This window comes from Anaerococcus urinomassiliensis, from assembly GCF_900128425.1.
GTDB lineage: Bacteria > Bacillota > Clostridia > Tissierellales > Peptoniphilaceae > Anaerococcus > Anaerococcus urinomassiliensis.
Map to the genome: position 1 here is coordinate 244839 of NZ_LT635782.1, position 17642 is coordinate 262480.

At 32.8% G+C, this 17642-nt stretch carries 14 protein-coding genes and 2 pseudogenes; 15 read left to right on the plus strand and 1 reads right to left on the minus strand.

What is annotated here, in order from left to right; translation table 11 throughout:
• Positions 1-111: 111 nt before the first annotated feature.
• The 8 genes and pseudogenes from rpsL (at position 112) to BQ7474_RS02230 (ending at position 8583) form a co-directional block, all read left to right on the plus strand.
• Entirely contained in the window at positions 112-525 is a 414-nt protein-coding gene (gene rpsL / locus BQ7474_RS02190) for a 30S ribosomal protein S12 (RefSeq protein WP_073997418.1), read from the plus strand.
• 139 nt (positions 526-664) lie between these two features.
• On the plus strand, positions 665-1135 hold the full coding sequence (gene rpsG, locus BQ7474_RS02195; RefSeq protein WP_073997419.1) for a 30S ribosomal protein S7: 471 nt from the start codon (positions 665-667) through the stop codon (positions 1133-1135).
• Positions 1136-1149: 14 nt separating this feature from the next.
• Positions 1150-3222 (plus strand): elongation factor G, encoded by a 2073-nt coding sequence (gene fusA, locus BQ7474_RS02200; protein WP_073997420.1) that lies wholly within the window; start codon positions 1150-1152, stop codon positions 3220-3222.
• Between the two features lie 19 nt (positions 3223-3241).
• Complete coding sequence (tuf, locus tag BQ7474_RS02205; RefSeq protein ID WP_073997421.1) at positions 3242-4438, plus strand: elongation factor Tu; 1197 nt, start codon at positions 3242-3244, stop codon at positions 4436-4438.
• Between the two features lie 326 nt (positions 4439-4764).
• Positions 4765-5147 (plus strand): annotated as a pseudogene (gene tnpA, locus BQ7474_RS02210) (IS200/IS605 family transposase).
• A gap of 137 nt (positions 5148-5284) precedes the next feature.
• Positions 5285-6028: an IS21-like element helper ATPase IstB gene (gene istB, locus BQ7474_RS02215; protein ID WP_073997422.1), complete on the plus strand. Its 744-nt coding sequence runs from the start codon at positions 5285-5287 to the stop codon at positions 6026-6028.
• 98 nt (positions 6029-6126) lie between these two features.
• Positions 6127-7306, plus strand: a pseudogene (locus BQ7474_RS11135) (IS256 family transposase); the annotation flags it as partial.
• Between the two features lie 398 nt (positions 7307-7704).
• Complete coding sequence (locus BQ7474_RS02230) at positions 7705-8583, plus strand: helix-turn-helix domain-containing protein (protein WP_073997424.1); 879 nt, start codon at positions 7705-7707, stop codon at positions 8581-8583.
• A gap of 1 nt (position 8584) precedes the next feature.
• Here the strand turns inward: BQ7474_RS02230 and BQ7474_RS10975 are convergent, their stop codons facing one another.
• Positions 8585-8716: a hypothetical protein gene (locus tag BQ7474_RS10975; RefSeq protein WP_268873857.1), complete on the minus strand. Its 132-nt coding sequence runs from the start codon at positions 8714-8716 to the stop codon at positions 8585-8587.
• A gap of 389 nt (positions 8717-9105) precedes the next feature.
• On the opposite strand from BQ7474_RS10975, the gene BQ7474_RS02235 reads away from it, so the two are divergent.
• The 7 genes from BQ7474_RS02235 (at position 9106) to BQ7474_RS02265 (ending at position 17641) form a co-directional block, all read left to right on the plus strand.
• Positions 9106-9285 (plus strand): hypothetical protein, encoded by a 180-nt coding sequence (locus BQ7474_RS02235; RefSeq protein ID WP_073997425.1) that lies wholly within the window; start codon positions 9106-9108, stop codon positions 9283-9285.
• A gap of 128 nt (positions 9286-9413) precedes the next feature.
• Positions 9414-10847, plus strand: a complete 1434-nt coding sequence (locus BQ7474_RS02240; protein ID WP_159429543.1) for a radical SAM protein — start codon at positions 9414-9416, stop codon at positions 10845-10847.
• Positions 10848-10858: 11 nt separating this feature from the next.
• Positions 10859-11689 carry an ATP-binding cassette domain-containing protein gene (locus tag BQ7474_RS02245; protein ID WP_073997427.1) on the plus strand — a complete coding sequence of 277 codons (831 nt, stop codon included), beginning with the start codon at positions 10859-10861 and terminating at the stop codon, positions 11687-11689.
• Positions 11686-12855, plus strand: coding sequence for a hypothetical protein (locus tag BQ7474_RS02250; protein WP_073997428.1), 1170 nt, complete (start codon positions 11686-11688; stop codon positions 12853-12855). The genes BQ7474_RS02245 and BQ7474_RS02250 overlap by 4 nt, the downstream gene beginning before the upstream one ends.
• Entirely contained in the window at positions 12852-14027 is a 1176-nt protein-coding gene (locus BQ7474_RS02255; RefSeq protein WP_073997429.1) for a hypothetical protein, read from the plus strand. The genes BQ7474_RS02250 and BQ7474_RS02255 overlap by 4 nt, the downstream gene beginning before the upstream one ends.
• 260 nt (positions 14028-14287) lie before the next feature.
• The gene (locus tag BQ7474_RS02260; RefSeq protein WP_143179977.1) at positions 14288-15772 is read left to right on the plus strand and encodes an ATP-binding cassette domain-containing protein; all 1485 of its coding nucleotides are present in this window, start codon (positions 14288-14290) and stop codon (positions 15770-15772) included.
• 342 nt (positions 15773-16114) lie between these two features.
• On the plus strand, positions 16115-17641 hold the full coding sequence (locus BQ7474_RS02265) for a YfcC family protein (protein ID WP_073997431.1): 1527 nt from the start codon (positions 16115-16117) through the stop codon (positions 17639-17641).
• The last annotated feature ends 1 nt before the right edge of the window (position 17642 follow it).

Consider the following 17642-nt stretch of genomic DNA (forward strand, 5'->3'; position numbering starts at 1 on the left):
ATTTGTATAAATTAAGTAAATTATTTGACACTAGCCTTTACACATAGTAAAGTTATTAAGTATTGGCGTGAGATTCGCCAAGATTAATTATAAAAGAAAAGGAGGTGCATTATGCCTACAATTAACCAACTTGTTAGAAAAAGCAGAAAAAGTGAAAAATCTAAATCAAACACTCCAGCTTTGGGTTACAACTACAATACTTTAAAAAGTAGAACAACTCCTAACCAATCACCACAAAAACGTGGAGTTTGTACATCAGTTAGAACTGTAACACCTAAAAAGCCAAACTCTGCTTTACGTAAAGTAGCCAGAGTTAGACTAACTAATGGTGCTGAAGTTCTTTCTTACATCCCAGGTATTGGACACAACTTGCAAGAACACAGTGTTGTGCTTATCAGAGGTGGTAGAGTTAAAGACCTTCCAGGTGTGCGTTACCACATCATAAGAGGTACTCTTGATACTGCAGGAGTAAACGGACGTAAACAAGCTAGATCTAAATACGGTGCTAAAAAAGACCAAAACTAGGATCTAAAACTTAGTGCATAATGTACCTATAATATAGAAATAAAGATTATAAATTTCGGTATATGCATGCACACTAACAACACATGATTAGTTGAGTACTAATGATATTACTTAATAATTGGTAAAGGAGGGAAGCAAAGTGTCAAGAAAGGGACATATACCAAAAAGAGAAGTAATGCCTGACGCTAAGTATAACGATAGAGTTGTAACAAAACTTATCAACAACGTTATGCTTGATGGCAAAAAAGGCATTGCAACAAAAATTGTTTACGATGCATTTGACATCGTAGCAGAAACAACAGGCAATGACGCGCTAGAAGTATTCTACCAAGCTATGGAAAATATTATGCCAACACTTGAAGTTAAAGCACGTAGAATCGGTGGTGCTAACTACCAAGTTCCAATGGAAGTTAGACCAGAAAGAAGACAAACTTTAGCTTTAAGATGGTTAGTAAACTTTTCAAGAGCTCGTGGTGAAAAAACTATGGTTGAAAGATTATCTAAAGAAATCTTAGATGCATCTAACAACGCTGGTGCAGCTGTCAAGAGAAAAGAAGAAATGCACAGAGCTGCAGAAGCAAATAAAGCATTTGCACACTACAGATATTAATTTTAGGGGGATAAATGCCTAGACAAGTAGCACTAAAAGATACTAGAAACATAGGAATCATGGCCCACATAGATGCGGGTAAAACAACAGTTACAGAAAGAATCCTATATTATACTGGTAAAATTTATAAAATTGGTGATACTCATGATGGTACAGCAGTAATGGACTCCATGGACCAAGAAAAGGAACGTGGTATTACAATCGGTTCTGCTGCAACCACAGCTTTTTGGAAAGACCATAGAATAAATATTATCGATACTCCAGGACACGTGGATTTTACTGTAGAAGTAGAAAGATCACTAAGAGTTCTTGATGGTGCGGTAGCTTTATTTGACGCAAAAAGCGGGGTAGAACCACAATCTGAAACAGTATGGAGACAAGCTGATAAATACCACATCCCAAGAATTTGTTTCATCAACAAAATGGATGCTACTGGTGCAGATTTCTTCATGTCAGTGGAAACAATTAAAGATAAGCTAAAAGCTAATGCAGTTCCACTAGAAATTCCTATAGGAGCTGAACAACAATTCCAAGGCGCAGTTGACCTTGTCAAAATGCAAGCTGTAACATACAACACTGAAGATCTTGGTGCCCACCCAATGTTTTCAGAAATCCCAGCTGAACTAAAAGACCAAGCTGAAGAATATAGAAACAATCTTCTTGAAGAATTATCAGAAGTTGATGATACAATTATGATGAAATATCTTGAAGGAGAAGAAGTAAGCGAAGAAGAAATAAATGCTGCTATTAGAAAAGGAACAATTGAACAAAAGATTTTCCCATGCTTACTAGGGTCAGCATACAAAAACAAGGGTGTTCAACCACTACTAGATGCAATCATCGACTATATGCCATCTCCAATAGATGTACCATATATCACAGGTACAGATCCTAAAGATGAAGAAGTAGTAATGGAAAGAAAACCTGGAGATAATGAACCAACAGCAGCCTTAGCATTTAAAGTTGTAACTGACCCATATGTAGGTAAGTTAATATATACAAGAATTTACTCAGGTTCAATAGAATCAGGTTCATATATCTACAATGCAACAAAAGGTAAAAGAGAACGTGTTGGACGTATCATGCAAATGCACTCCAACAAACAAGAGGAAATTCCAGTAGGTTACGCAGGAGACATCGTTGCTCTTCTTGGACTAAAAGATACAACAACAGGTGATTCCTTATGTGATCAAGATAATCAAATTATCCTTGAAAAAATGGAATTCCCAGATCCAGTAATCTCAGTTGCAATCGAACCAAAGACAAGAGCATCTCAAGATAAGATGATTATTGGTCTACAAAAACTATCTGAAGAAGATCCAACATTCGTAACAAAATCTGATGAAGAAACAGGCCAAACAATAATCTCAGGAATGGGTGAGCTTCACCTTGAAATCATCGTAGATAGACTGCTAAGAGAATTCAAAGTAGAAGCAAATATCGGTAACCCACAAGTAGCTTACAGAGAAGGTATCACAGCTGAAGCAGAAGCACAAGGTAAGTTTGTAAGACAATCTGGTGGTTCTGGTCAATACGGTGATGTTCATCTAAGAGTTACTCCAGGAGAAGAAGGCTCTGGTATTACATTCGAATCTAAAATTGTCGGTGGTACTGTACCAAAAGAATATATCAGACCAGTTGAAGAAGGTGTACGTGAAGCGGCAGCTAGCGGTATCCTAGGTGGTTACCCAATGGTTGACATGCACGTTGTTCTATACGATGGTTCTTACCACGAAGTAGACTCTTCAGAAGTAGCCTTCCACGTAGCAGGATCAATGGGTCTTAAAAATGCAGTAGAAAAAGCAAAACCAGTTCTATTAGAACCAATTGAAAAAGTTGAAATTACAACCCCGGATGAGTATCTTGGAGATGTAATGGGTGACGTTTCATCAAGACGTGGTAAAATTGATGGTATGAATCCAAAAGATGGTATCCATGTACTAGATGCCTTCATTCCACTATCAGAAATGTTTGGATACGCAACAGACTTACGTTCCAAAACACAAGGTAGGGCAACATACTCAATGCAATTTGACCACTATGCTCAAGTACCAGAATCAGTAAAAGAAGAAGTACTAAATAAATAATTAATACGAGGAGAAATAAATGTCTAAACAACAATTTGAAAGAAGCAAACCACATATTAATATCGGAACAATCGGTCACGTAGACCACGGTAAAACAACAACAACAGCAGCAATCACTCAAGCCCTAAACAAAAAATACGGCACAGGTGAATACGTAGACTACGAACACATCGACAAAGCTCCAGAAGAAAGAGAACGTGGAATCACAATCAACACATCAGTAGTAGAATACGAAACACCAAATAGACACTACGCACACATCGACGCCCCAGGCCACGCTGACTACGTTAAAAACATGATCACAGGAGCAGCCCAAATGGACGGCGCAATCATCGTAGTATCAGCAGCAGACGGTCCAATGCCACAAACAAGAGAACACATCTTACTAGCAAGACAAGTAGGCGTACCAAAAATCGCAGTATTCCTAAACAAAGAAGACCAAGTAGACGATGCCGAACTAATCGAATTAGTAGAAATGGAAGTAAGAGACCTACTAAACGAATACGAATTCGACGGAGACAACTGCCCAGTAGTAGTAGGATCAGCACTAAAATCCCTACAAGAAGGTGGCGAAGGCCCATGGACAGACAAAATCCTACAACTAATGGAAGAAGTAGACAACTACTTTGACATTCCAGAAAGAGACAACGACCAACCATTCCTAATGCCAGTAGAAGACGTAATGACAATCTCAGGCCGTGGAACAGTAGCAACAGGAAGAGTAGAAAGAGGAACATTAAAAGTAGGCGACACAGTAGAAATCGTAGGCCTAACAGAAAAAACAACAAGCGCAGTAGTAACAGGCGTAGAAATGTTCCACAAATCACTAGAACAAGCAGAATCAGGCGACAACGTAGGAATCCTACTAAGAGGAGTACAAAGAGACGAAATCTCAAGAGGACAAGTACTAGCAAGACCAGACAGCGTACACCCACACACAGAATTCGAAGGCCAAGTATACGTACTAACCAAAGATGAAGGAGGCCGTCACACACCATTCTTCAGTGGCTACAGACCACAATTCTTCTTCAGAACAACAGACGTAACAGGCGACATCCAACTAGAAGAAGGCGTAGAAATGGTAATGCCAGGCGACAACGCAACATTCAAAATCAGCCTACAAAAACCAATAGCCCTAGAAGAAGGCCTAAGATTCGCAGTACGTGAAGGTGGAAGAACAGTAGCATCAGGCGTAGTAACAAAGGTTATTAAATAATTAAGGCTCTATGTCAAATAGTGTTGGTAAATAATAATTAACCAAATACTTTTCCATGGATAGGAATTCCTATCCATGGAATTTTTTTGCGTTCACTTAAGTGAGTTGAGCGAACGAATGTGAGCGAAACAAAAAACCACCTGCTATGCAGGTGGAGGGATTAAGCTTTAGCTTCAAGACCAAAAAATTCTCACTTGTAATATAATTGTGATAACCACATGCACAATAAAAACAAGGAGAATAAATTGGACAACAATAGTTTATCACATACAAAATGGAGATGTAAATATCATATAGTATTTGCCCCGAAATTTAGAAGACAAGAAATATATGGGAAACTAAAAAAAGACATAGGTCAAATACTACGAGAACTATGTCAAAGAAAAGGAATAAACATAATAGAAGCCCAGATCATGTCCATATGCTTATAGAAGTACCACTAAAATATAGTATCTCAGAAATAATGGGATATCTAAAAGGAAAAAGTTCACTAATAATATTTGATCGACACGCAAACTTAAAATATAAATATGGAAACAGACATTTCTGGTGTAGAGGTTATTACGTGGATACAGTAGGGCGAAATGAGAAAATGATAAAAGAATATATACAAAATCAACTAAAAGAAGACTATTATGCGGATCAAATAAGTATCAAGGAATACTATGACCCGTTTACGGGAGAGTCAGTAAAAAGAAGCAATAAATAAACTGCTTAAGCAGAAGCTGAGAAAGTGGTGCATGTGGAGATAATACTCGGAGCCCCAATAGGGGCGTGCCGGTATTCGCGCCTTCTAGGCGCTGTGCAAACTACCAGCTAAGCTGGTAGTTTTGATTGGAGGCTAATATGAATATTAAAGAAGCTTCTAACATACTTAAGCTCTCTTATCTAAGAGAGTCATATGAGGATTTAATAGAAGAATCATCAAATCTAAACTTATCTAACGAAGACTTCTTAAAACTTTTCTTAGAAAGAGAGGTAGAAAGAAGAAAAAACAACGGGATAGCAAGAAGAATAAGAAATGCTAAATTTATCAACAAGAAATTCTTAGAAGACTTTGATAAAACAAAATATTCTCTAGAACTAAACAAAAAATTTGAATATCTTGAAACACTAAAATTCATAGATAACAAAGAAAACATAATCATGATAGGAACACCTGGTTGTGGAAAAACTCACTACGCTACAGCCTTAGGCATAAAAGCGTGTATGAAAGGAAAAAATGTACTCTTTACATCAGTTCCCAACTTAGTAATAGAATTACAGGAGGCAATGAGTAAAAATCAAATTACTAATTACAAAAGAAAATTTGAAAAATATGATTTAGTAATACTAGATGAGCTAGGATATGTATCATTTGATAAAACAGGATGCGAAATATTATTTAATCTCCTCTCATCAAGAAATGATAAGGGATCAATAATATTAACCACAAACCTAAACTTTGAAAGATGGGAAGAAGTATTTAAAGATCCAATGCTAACGGGAGCAATAGTAGATAGACTTGCTCATAGAGCCCATATCATGGATATGTCTAGGGAAAAATCATATAGGATGGAAGATAGCATAGAGTGGTCAAAAAATATGTAAAGACGCCTTTCCCCTAGGGGAAAGCTAGTAAAAGATATTAAGTATTTCTTTACCATAAGTGGACCATTTTTCAATAATAACTGTGGACCATTTTTCGGTTGACATTTACAACAAGAAATGGTACAAGCAAGAAAACAGTTAGATCATCTTACGGAAATATAGATCTAAACATACCAAGAGATAGAGAAGGATCCTTTGAACCACAATCATTAAAAAAATACGAAAAAGACATATCAAACATAGAAAATCAAATAATATCAATGTATGGAAAAGGAATACCCTCACCTAATAATATCTGCAGCTCGTAAACTCGCTGGATATTATTGGCTGGGGCAGACCCTGACCACAAGAGATATATCAAGTCACATCAAAGATATTTATGGATTTGGCATATCAGAAATAATGGTAAGCAAAATAACCAACAAAATTCTACCAACCATAGAAGAGTACCCTCGCCTCAATCTTTCTACAACTCATTACATTCGTTGGAAAGAATGGGCTGGGGCAGTCCCTGACAAAATAGACCATTAGAAAAAGTCTACCCTATGGTATTTTTAGACGCCATACACTATCACGTAAGAGAAAACAACATAGTAGTCAAAAAAGCAGTATACATTGCCCTAGGCTACAACCTAGAAGGATTTAAAAAAATACTAGGACTATTGGTTGGAGAAAACGAATCAAGCAAATACTGGCTTTTAGTATTAAATGGTCTAAAAGAAAGAGGACTAGAAGATGTATTAATATTCTCAACAGACAATCTACCAGGATTTAGTGAGGCTATAGAAGCAGTATATCCAAGATCAGAAATACACCCCAAAAGCGTTGGGAAAATCATGTATAATACATCAAATAAGATACTCCACAAAGTATGTATCCTACAAAGACATAAAAGAATTAATGAAAGACCTAAAAGCAGTATACAAGACACCAACAGAAGACTTAGTCTTAACAAATTTAGGAGTCTTTGAAGAAAAATGGGGTAAAAAATATCCAATGTGTGTAAGCTCTTGGAAAAACAACTGGACAGAATTATCGACATATTTTAAATATCCAGAAGGAATAAGAAAACTGATATATACAACAAATGCTATGGAAAACTCCAATAGGCAACTAAGAAAAGTGACCAAAAATAAAACCATATTTCCAAATGACTATGCTCTACAAAAAAGCTTGTATCTGGCAATGGTAGATGTCTCAAGTAAGTGGACATATAGAATACGAGGCTGGGATCAAATCTTATCCCAATTATTAATATTTTTTGAGAGGAGGTTTTAATTAAGATAAAAATTTAGTATGAAATCGGCTGCAAATTTTCATGAAAATTTGACAGTTTATTTAAGTTGTGTAGAATTAAGAAAAGCTCCATTCCTATAGGAATGGACAAACATTGATACATAAAAAATGTATCAACCCTTGCCCTTATGTCAGGATTTAGGTTGATACACAAAATTATTTACAGACCCGTTTCATAGTAAAGAGGGTACATATTAAATCTTGAATATAGTTCAAGGAAGCTGGATCTATTATGTGTTTTATGTATAATACTTACAAATCTTTTAATTAACTATAAGCTACTTATTATGTATAATATATATAAGATAGTTTGATAAAGAGTGATTAGTAAAATGAATGATTATAAGATATACTGGGCTAATTGATTATAAGGAGATATTATGTCAGATGGAAGAATGGAATTTAGTAAAATTCTTAAAGATATAAGATATAGAAACAGGCTAAGTCAAGAAGATGTAGAGTGGGAATCTGTTATAAGCAGAAAAACTATTTCAAAGCTTGAAACAGCAAATTTCAAGGAAGCGAGTATAAGTTCACTCCTAGATTTATCAAGGATCTATGGAGAAGATTTGGTTTCTTTATATCTCAAGTATTGCTTTAAGTCAGATATTTTATTTAGAGAAATAATAGAAAGTCTTGATATGTCAGCTATCTTTATGACTTATGATGAACTCTCCGTCCTAAATAAAAAACTAGAAATAATAAAGCAAGATAGATATTTTAAAATGAAAGAAGAAGACATTTTAATAATAGAATTGTTTATAGATAGGCTAAGTGATAAGAGTATGACTATGAATACTTACAAAAATAGGTATGAGGATATAGTAAAATCAAAGCCGCTCAATATTCTAGATAAAAAATACTCGCCTATTGAGCTTAGAATAGTTATAGAGATAGCTCTTAAGCTTAAGGAGTATAAAGGGATCAGTATATATGATATATTGAAAGTTTTTTCAGAAAAAACAGAGGGTTCTTACTTGAATTTGATAGTATCTAATATTGATATTAATATGCTTATCGTAGAAAGCAAATATGAGCATGCTCTATTAATTATTAACGACAAAATTAGCTTTGCCAGTGAAAAAGGATATTATGACAGTTTAATATATCTCTACTATGATAAGTTTATTTGTGAATATAGACTAGGCATAGGTAACTATAGAGAAAGCCTAAAGAAATCTTTGTTTTTGGCAAAATTATGTAAAAAAGATGCATTGAAAAATTTAATAGAACAAAAAAGTAAACATCTTAATAAGTAGACTAACTTTCACTAAGTGGATTATCACTGCATGGAACTATTATAATATCTTTATCTTCTTCGGATGCATATACAGAGTCGATAAATCCTATACAAAGAGCTAAAGCTAGTAAAGTTGTAAAAATTTTTTTCATGAAAACCTCCTAATTGATTTAAAATTATTTTAATAAATTTGCTGATAATTTAATATCCAACTTGAGGGGTGGACAAGATAATAAGAATATGTTATAATACATGAATTTATAGATTATTTAAAGCTATGTATCATAAATTAGATTTTTTGTCAACCCCACAAGTGAGGTGTTAGTTGAATGAAGAATTTATTATAATGAAATTGTAAATTAATTTACCGCTATGTATTATAATACGAGGCTACTTAATTGGTATCGGAAAAAGTTGTCGACATTACTTTTCAGATAAAATGTTGTTACAGTAGCTATTTCTTACATAATAAAAGTTAAATTTCTATTAAGAATTATTTCTAATTATATAAGAAGTGGTTTAAAAATCTAAGGAGGTAGAAATGAAGCTAGTTAATGAGCCAAGAAACCGTGGAGGGGCTACACCTTCTGCAGGATGTGTTTGTTATAATTGGGATAATCACAAAGAAACAAAAGGATTTACTTCCTGGTTTAGGTGCAATTGTGGTTGCATGAACCATGATAATAGGATGGTAAATAGACAAGACGCTAGAACATCTTAATTAATATGGGGCTGTTGCAGGATTTTTCAAAAATTCCTTATTTAAAATAACTTTTAAGATTATATAAGTATGGAATTATTATGAATAGTTTTGCGGCAGCCATTTTTAAATCAGAAAGGAAACATAATATGAGTAGTAGATTAGGTACTGTGTTTTGTACTAAAAATAACAAATATTTCTATGATTCAGGTACAGGTAGAGTAATTAATTGTAGTGACACTGAGGCCTATGAGCTTGGTAAATATTTGGAAGGAAAGCTTAGTATAGAAGATTTAGATTCCTATATAAGAAAGTTTGTAGAAGATAATAATTTATTAAGAAAACCTATATATCAAAAATTTGATATTCCATCGAAAGAAGAATTTAAAAATCTCCTTAAGGAAAGTTGCGAACAAATTATAATAGAACTTACTGAAGATTGTAATTTGCGATGTGGCTATTGTATATACAATGAACACCACCCTGATTTTAGAGGATTTGCAAAGAATTCTATCAATTTCAATACAGCCAAGGAGACTATAGATTACCTATTAAAGGACTATAAAGGAAATAAATTTAATTTAACATTTTATGGTGGGGAACCACTTATAAAATTTAATTTAATGAAAAAGATAATAGATTATACAATTGATACTTATAAAAATATCAAAATATCAGTTTCCTTTACTACTAATTTAACTTTATTAACAGAAGAACAAATAGAGTACTTTAAAAATATAGATGCCTTTAGAGTATCCCTTATGGTAAGTTTAGATGGACCTTCAAGTATCCATGACAATTATAGAAGAGATATAAAATCTCGACCAACTCATAATATTGTCGAATCTAATTTTAAAAAGCTTGTTAATAAATTCTATAATAAAGAGAAAAATAGAACGATATCTATAAACTGTGTACTTACACCTCCGTATAATGTAGATAAATTCGATGAGCTTGATAATTATTTTTATAATACATTGAAGATACCTAAAGATATGAATTTAAATTATACATATGTTGATTCTGGAAATATGATTTATGATATTGATCAAGATTATGAATATAAAAGTCTAGAAAACTATCAAGTTGATAAGGTTAAAGATGACGAAAAAAATTATTATCCGTATCTGATTGCGAAAAAAATATACAGGATGAACAATAGAAGAGTTACTCAAGATAAGGATCTTATCGAAACAATAGGGTTACACGGAAATTGTATCCCTGGTAACAGAAGACTGTATTTACAGACTGATGGAAACTTTAGGATTTGTGAGAAAACTGGTAATGCAGTAAGTATTGGTGATTATAAAAATGGTTACTATTTTGATAAGATTTATAAATATTATTACGAGGATTATGTCAAATATTTCAAGAATCTCTGCTCTAATTGTTGGGCAAGTGACATGTGTGATATATGTTACGATTTAGTAATGGATGAAAAAGGGATAAAAGATAATCTTGATGAAGAACTATGTCCTATGGTTAGAGAATATTTAAAGGAAGACTTAAGTCAATATTTTGAGATTATCGAGCACAATCCTAATTATATTGAGGAAATACTAGGAAAATATAGTTTTTCTTAGGAGGAGTTAAGATGATTAAAATAAATAATTTGACAAAGTCCTATGGCGATAAAGTCGTCTTGGATGGGATAAACTTGGACTTAGGTAAGGGACTTTACGGTCTTCTTGGTGAAAATGGGGCTGGAAAGTCTACTTTGTTTAAAACTCTGATAGGTTATGAAGGAGTTGATAGTGGAGAAATAAAGCTTGGTTCTCAAAAAATTGGCTTTCTTCCCCAAAAATTTATAGGTTACCCTGACTTTTCTGTGGATGATTTTCTATCCTACATGGCGGACCTAAAATCAATTAGCAAAGAAAATATGACAGGCGAAATACAAAATGTCAAACAGATCTTTAATTTAGATGGATTTTCTAAGAAAAAACTTAAAAAATTATCTGGAGGCCAGCTTAGAAGGGTGGGTCTTGGCCAGGCCTTTTTAAATAATCCTGACATAGTATTGCTTGATGAACCCACTTCCGGTCTTGATCCAAGCGAGAGGATTAGGCTTAAAAACTTCATTGTAGAGATGAGCCACGATAGGCTTATAATCCTATCCACCCATATAGTTGATGATTTAACTTCCATAGCCAAGGAGATTTTAATTCTTCATAATAATAAAATTGCGATGGATGCTAGCGAAACTTCCTTAATTCAAAACTTAGAGGGCTATGTTTGGGAATGTCCTTATGATTTGTATTTGAAGAACCAATCACAAAACGATATCCTTTCAAAGGTCTACCAAAAAGAATCTAAAGATTTTATCAGGCTTATTAGTAAAGAAAAACCATTTGAGATGGCAAAGGCCATAGAGCCTAACTTGGATGATGTATTTTTAGCAGTTATAAAGGATTTTGACCTATGATTTATGAGTTAAAAAAGATTTTTTCAGGCCTTTTAGCTAAATTATCTGTAATATTATTAATAGTATTTATTTTTGCTATTAGTATATTTGCTTTTTCGAAATTTGAAGCAGACGTCGGGACCTATAAGGGAAAGGCTGGTTTTAATTATGAAGCGGGTTTAGAAGAAAAATATGAGGGAGAGATTGATTCTAATTTAATCAATACTTTTATAGACAGCGCAGACTTAAGTGGGGGAAAGGATAAGGCCTTAATATCTATGTATACAAAATTTCCAAGCCTATCAAATACCATTTTAAATGCCTACGAACCTCTCCAAGGTGGAAATACTAAGGCATTAGAGAATCTACTTGAGACTGGTGGTTCAGATTTTTATGATAGAAATGTCATGAATATAGAATCCCTGCTTGATGAAAGATTAAATACAACCATGCCAGAAAAAGAAAAGGCCATGGTCATAGAAAGGGCAAGCAAGATAGACAAACCCTATAAGTTTGAATATTTTGGAGAGTGGAATCTAATATATGATGTTTTTTCTGTGATAATACTAATAAGCTTTATCATTATTATTTTTCAAATATCGTCTATCTATAGTGTAGAAGCTGAAAACTCAATGGAAATTCTCCTAAGGTCTTTGGGAGGTAACCAAGTAAGGAAAATTATCTATAGGAAAATTGCGGCAACTTTTGTCCTTGTTACAAGTGAGGTCCTTATAGTATCAATAATTTTTACTTTGGTGAGTTTATATTTTACTGGTCTAAGAGGATTTAATACCCCTGTCCAGCTTTTCTATTTTAACAGTATTTACGATTATAGTTTTGGTCAGACTTATATCCTAATTATTTTAGGATTTTTATTAGGATCCTTAGCCATAGCCATGATGACTTTCCTAATAAATAGGTTTGTAAAAAGGTCCTTCCAAGCCTTTATATTAGCTTTGGCTGCCTTATTATTGCCGAAACTTTTAGGTTTTATTACGGCTAACAACAATATTTTCCTAAAAATCCTAAAGTCTATGCCAATAAACTTGATTCAAATTGGAGAGATGGTGAAATCACTTTATTTGGGTCTTTTTGGTAACTTGCAAATATTTAGTATCTACTTACTTTCTATTTTTATAATAGCCTTGACAAGTCTAATCCTAATATTAAAGGAGAGAAAGCTATGAAGTATGAATTTAAAAAAATATTTTCAAACCCTATCTTAATCCTACTTACAGGTCTAGTATTTTTTCTAACTGTGGGAGCTTGCTTATATAATATTTCTGATAGGAGGGTTGAGGTTTTTGAAGACGGAGAAAAAAAGGTCTTAGAGGGAAGAGCAGCCCTTGATTATTTATACAAAAATAGTGAAAGAACTGTCCTAGATGAGAAAACTATAGAAAATATCTTTACTAAATACGACGGTAAATCCTACGACTATGTGGCAGAAAGTTTCGCAAAAACAGATCCTAGTCTACTTTCTCATATATATTCTATTTATAAGAACCAGATGTTTGATGAAGAAGGCATCCTCCATAAGTCAAGGGTTTCTACCTTTGATATAGGGAAAGTGAATAAAGATTATACTATGGGATATATAAAGGAAACTCATATGTATACTGAAAAAGAATTGGCAAATACTGATAAGAAGCTCAGCAAGATAAATAAAAAAGTAGAACACGGCTTTACAGGTCATTTCAGAAACTTTTTTAACACATCTTATATAGGCTATTTTCTCTTTGCCTTTTTGGTTATAGTCATATCAGTCTACCTTGTATCTTTGGAAAACTGGTATGAGACAGATATAATCTTAAAGTCAATAAAAAACAAGGCGACCTTAAGGGTGGGAATAAATAAAATTGGGGTGATTTTTATCTTTGTAAGCGGGATTTTTATCTTAATAAACTTAGTCATGGTGGGGCTTACTATCGCACCCTACAAATTTTCTAATTTAGATATGATGATTCAGTCATCTGTAGCCTTATTAGATTCAAATATGGACCTAAATTATGGAGAGCTTATAGCTTTGATGATGGGCCTAACCTACATATCGACTCTAAGCCTAAGTATTTTTGCTGGATTTTTAGCAAGCCTAGTAAGAAGTTCTAAAGTATCTTTACTAATAGTCTTAGCAACGATAGGGATTTTATTTCCAAGATATTCCAATCCTTTGATAGATAAGATAGTTTCAATCCTACCCCAAGCAGGAATATTTTCTCCAAGATACCTAACAAACTTTTATTCTTATGAAGTCTTTGGGGTAGAAATTAGCAATGTAAATCTAATAATTATTACAAGTTTGATTTTAATCTTTGCTTCTATTGCTGGGATATTAATTAAATCAGCGAGGAAAAATTGAAAGAAAAGCTTAAAATACTGATTTATACACTAACTTATCTTGTAAAGATTGATTTTAAATATATAAGTCTTGTATTAATTAAGTCAGTCTTGTTTGGGATTAGGCCCGTGATTAATTTAAAATTAACCCAAATACTTCTTGATTCATTGACAAGGGGGCAAGAAATAGAGTTCATAAATATACTAATTTTTATAAGTGTTTTTACTTGCTTAACTGATTTAGTGGGTTTTAGTATAAAAAAGATAGAGGATTTTTCCTTGTTGGAGATTAATAAATTTATAAATATAGATATACTAAATAAAATCAAGAAATTAGACGCTAAAAAGTTAGAAACTAGTGAAACTTATGATATTATAAACAGAGTTAGGGAAGATTTTACAGTGGCCATGCTTGATAGTTTAAATATAATGTTGGATATATTTTCGGCAACCATAGCTAGTATATCCTACATTGTGATAGTTCTCTCCTACAATATTTTCTATCTATTAATTTTGATAGTGCCCATAATTAGGTTTTTAGTTGAGAAAAAATATGTTATTCTTGAATATAAAAATAGACTTAATAATACTCAGTTAGAAATTAGGAAAAACTATATATATGCTATGACAAGTGATAGTGAAAATTTTAAGGAGCTTAAGGTATACAAAGCATTTGATTTCTTTATAAGTATTTTTACACAATTATCAAATTGCATAAATAATACATATAAGAAAATCTACTATAATAAATATAGAAGTCTGTCAGTATTATCTATATTAGATAGTCTTGTCGATTTTTTTGCATCCGCCAATTTAGGTTTAAGAACGTTTAATGGAGTTATTAGTTTGGGAGATTTTATACTATATAATAATTCTATAGATAATATGAAAAATTCATTATTTACAATATTTCTTAATGGTGCACTTTTAAATAAGAACTTAGAAATTATTGAAATGGGAAAAGAGTTTTTTGAATTAGACGAAGAAATGAAAAGCTATGGTAAACATAATATTGAAGCGATAGATAATATAGTGATTAAGGATCTATCCTATTCTTATAAACAGAATAAGGTTCTATCTAATATAGATTTACGATTTGAGAAAAACAAATCTTATACAATAATGGGAGAAAATGGATCGGGTAAATCGACTCTTTTAAAAATACTTATGGGTATTTATGGGGATTATGGTGGACATATATATGTAAATGGGATTGATTTTTCTGAAATAGATATATTTTCTTATAGAAATCGCATTAATGTTATGTTTCAAAATTACATAAAGTATAGACTTAGTATCAAAGAAAATATTTTTCTAGACGAGAATGCAAAAGATGAGGAAGTCAGTAAGTATCTATCTAGCCTTGGTATGGATGGATTAATTGATGATATAAATTCAAATCTAGGTTATGAATTTGATGGAGGAAGGTGGTTATCTGAAGGACAATGGCAAAAATTAGCATTTTTAAGACTTATAAATAAAGAGTGCGATATGTATTTGTTAGATGAACCATCCTCTAGTTTGGATATTGTTTCTGAGAGAAAATTATTAAATGTACTAGAAAAAATATCTGGAATTAAAATTATGATATGTCATAGGTTCAATGAGTATATATTAAAATCTGACGAGATAATCATGCTGAAGGATGGAGAAATAATTGCTAAAGGTAACCATAATCAGATGCTTAAGGTATGTGAAGATTACAAAGACATGTATAAAATTTATATTGAGACTCGTCACTATAATAAATCCACAGATGAGTTATAATATTAGGACTATAAAAAAACTCCAACTTCTGAACTGACCCCAAAAAGTTGTACCAACCAACTTAAGGAGCTCAGTTTTTTGGCTCTATGTCAAATCGTGTTGGTAAATAATAATTAACCAAGTACTTTTCCATGGATAGGATATCCTATTCATGGAAATTTTTTAAGAAGATTCATTATACTCTAATTGCGCAATAGATACATTTTCAAGACTTTTTTAAAAATAACAAGCATGTACTCATATAGTAATGTTCATAGTAGCAACTAATTGACAAAATTTATATAAATGTTAAACTGTAATAGTGACATTTAACGTTTTCATAAAATTTTAGGAGGTTTAGTTATGAGCGAAGTTGCTAAAAAGAAGAAAAAGGAGAGAAAATTTCCTACTGCTTTTACGGTATTATTTATTGTATTAATAATTGCAGCAGTTCTTACTTATGTAATACCAGCTGGATCCTATGATAGATTACAATATGATAGCGATAACAGCCAGTTTGTAAGAATAGGAAGCGATGGAGAGGAAACAAGCTTAGAAGCTAGCCAAGAAGTGCTAGATGAGCTAAATGTAACAGTTCCATTGGAAAACTTTGTTAGGGGAGACATCAAAAAACCTGTTGCTATACCAGGTTCTTATCATCAACTTGAACAAAGTCCACAAGGTTTCTTTGATGTTGCTAGAGCGCCTATTGATGGTATAGCAGATTCTATAGGTATTATAGTCTTTGTACTATTACTCGGTGGTTGTATAGGAATATTAAATACAACTGGAACCTTTGATGCCGGTATGGCTGCCCTATCTAGAAAGACTAAGGGTAAAGAGTTCTTGATGGTAGCTATTATATCTTCACTAATAGCTCTTGGTGGTACAACATTTGGTATGGCAGAAGAAACTATTGCCTTTTATCCAATACTTATGCCAATATTCTTAGCATCAGGTTATGATGCTATGGTTACTATTGCTGCCATATATATGGGATCATCAATAGGAACTATGTTCTCAACCACTAATGCCTTTTCAGTTGTTGTAGCTAGTAATGCTGCTGGTATCAGCTTTAAAGAAGGTATGAATATTAGGATAATAACCCTACTTATTGGTCAAGCTATCAGTTTATATTATATATACAGATATGCTAAAAAAGTTAAAAATGATCCATCCAAGTCAATTATAGCTGACGAAATGCCTAGAATTAGGCAACAATATCTAGAAAATTATGACCCTGAACATACTGCACCATTTAATTTCAGAAGAATTGGTATGTTGGTTGTATTTATGCTAGCATTCCCAGTTATGATTTATGGTGTTATGAACCTTGATTGGTGGTTTGAAGAAATGAGTACCCTATTCTTAGTTGTGGGTATACTACTTATGATACTATCAGGACTAGGTGAACAAAAGGCTGTAAACTCATTTTTAGATGGTGCAGCAGACCTAGTTTCAGTAGCTCTAATCATCGGTGTGGCAAGAGCGATTAATATTATACTAGATGATGGTATGATTTCTGATACATTACTATACAATGCATCAAATATCATCAGCGGAATGAATGGAGTACTATTCTCAACAGTACAAATGGTTTTATTCTCATTCTTAGGAATATTTATCCCATCATCATCAGGACTTGCAACACTTTCAATGCCAATCATTGCACCACTAGCAGATACAGTCTCTATAGGTCGTGATGTAGTTGTTTCAGCATATAACTTTGGTCAAGGTTGGATGGCAATTATTGCTCCAACAGGACTAATCCTTGCAACACTAGAAATGGTTGACGTATCATATAATAAATGGATTAAATTTATACTGCCATTAATGGGTATAATATTAATCCTAAGCGTAGTGATGCTTGGCGTTCAAACAATGATTTAAT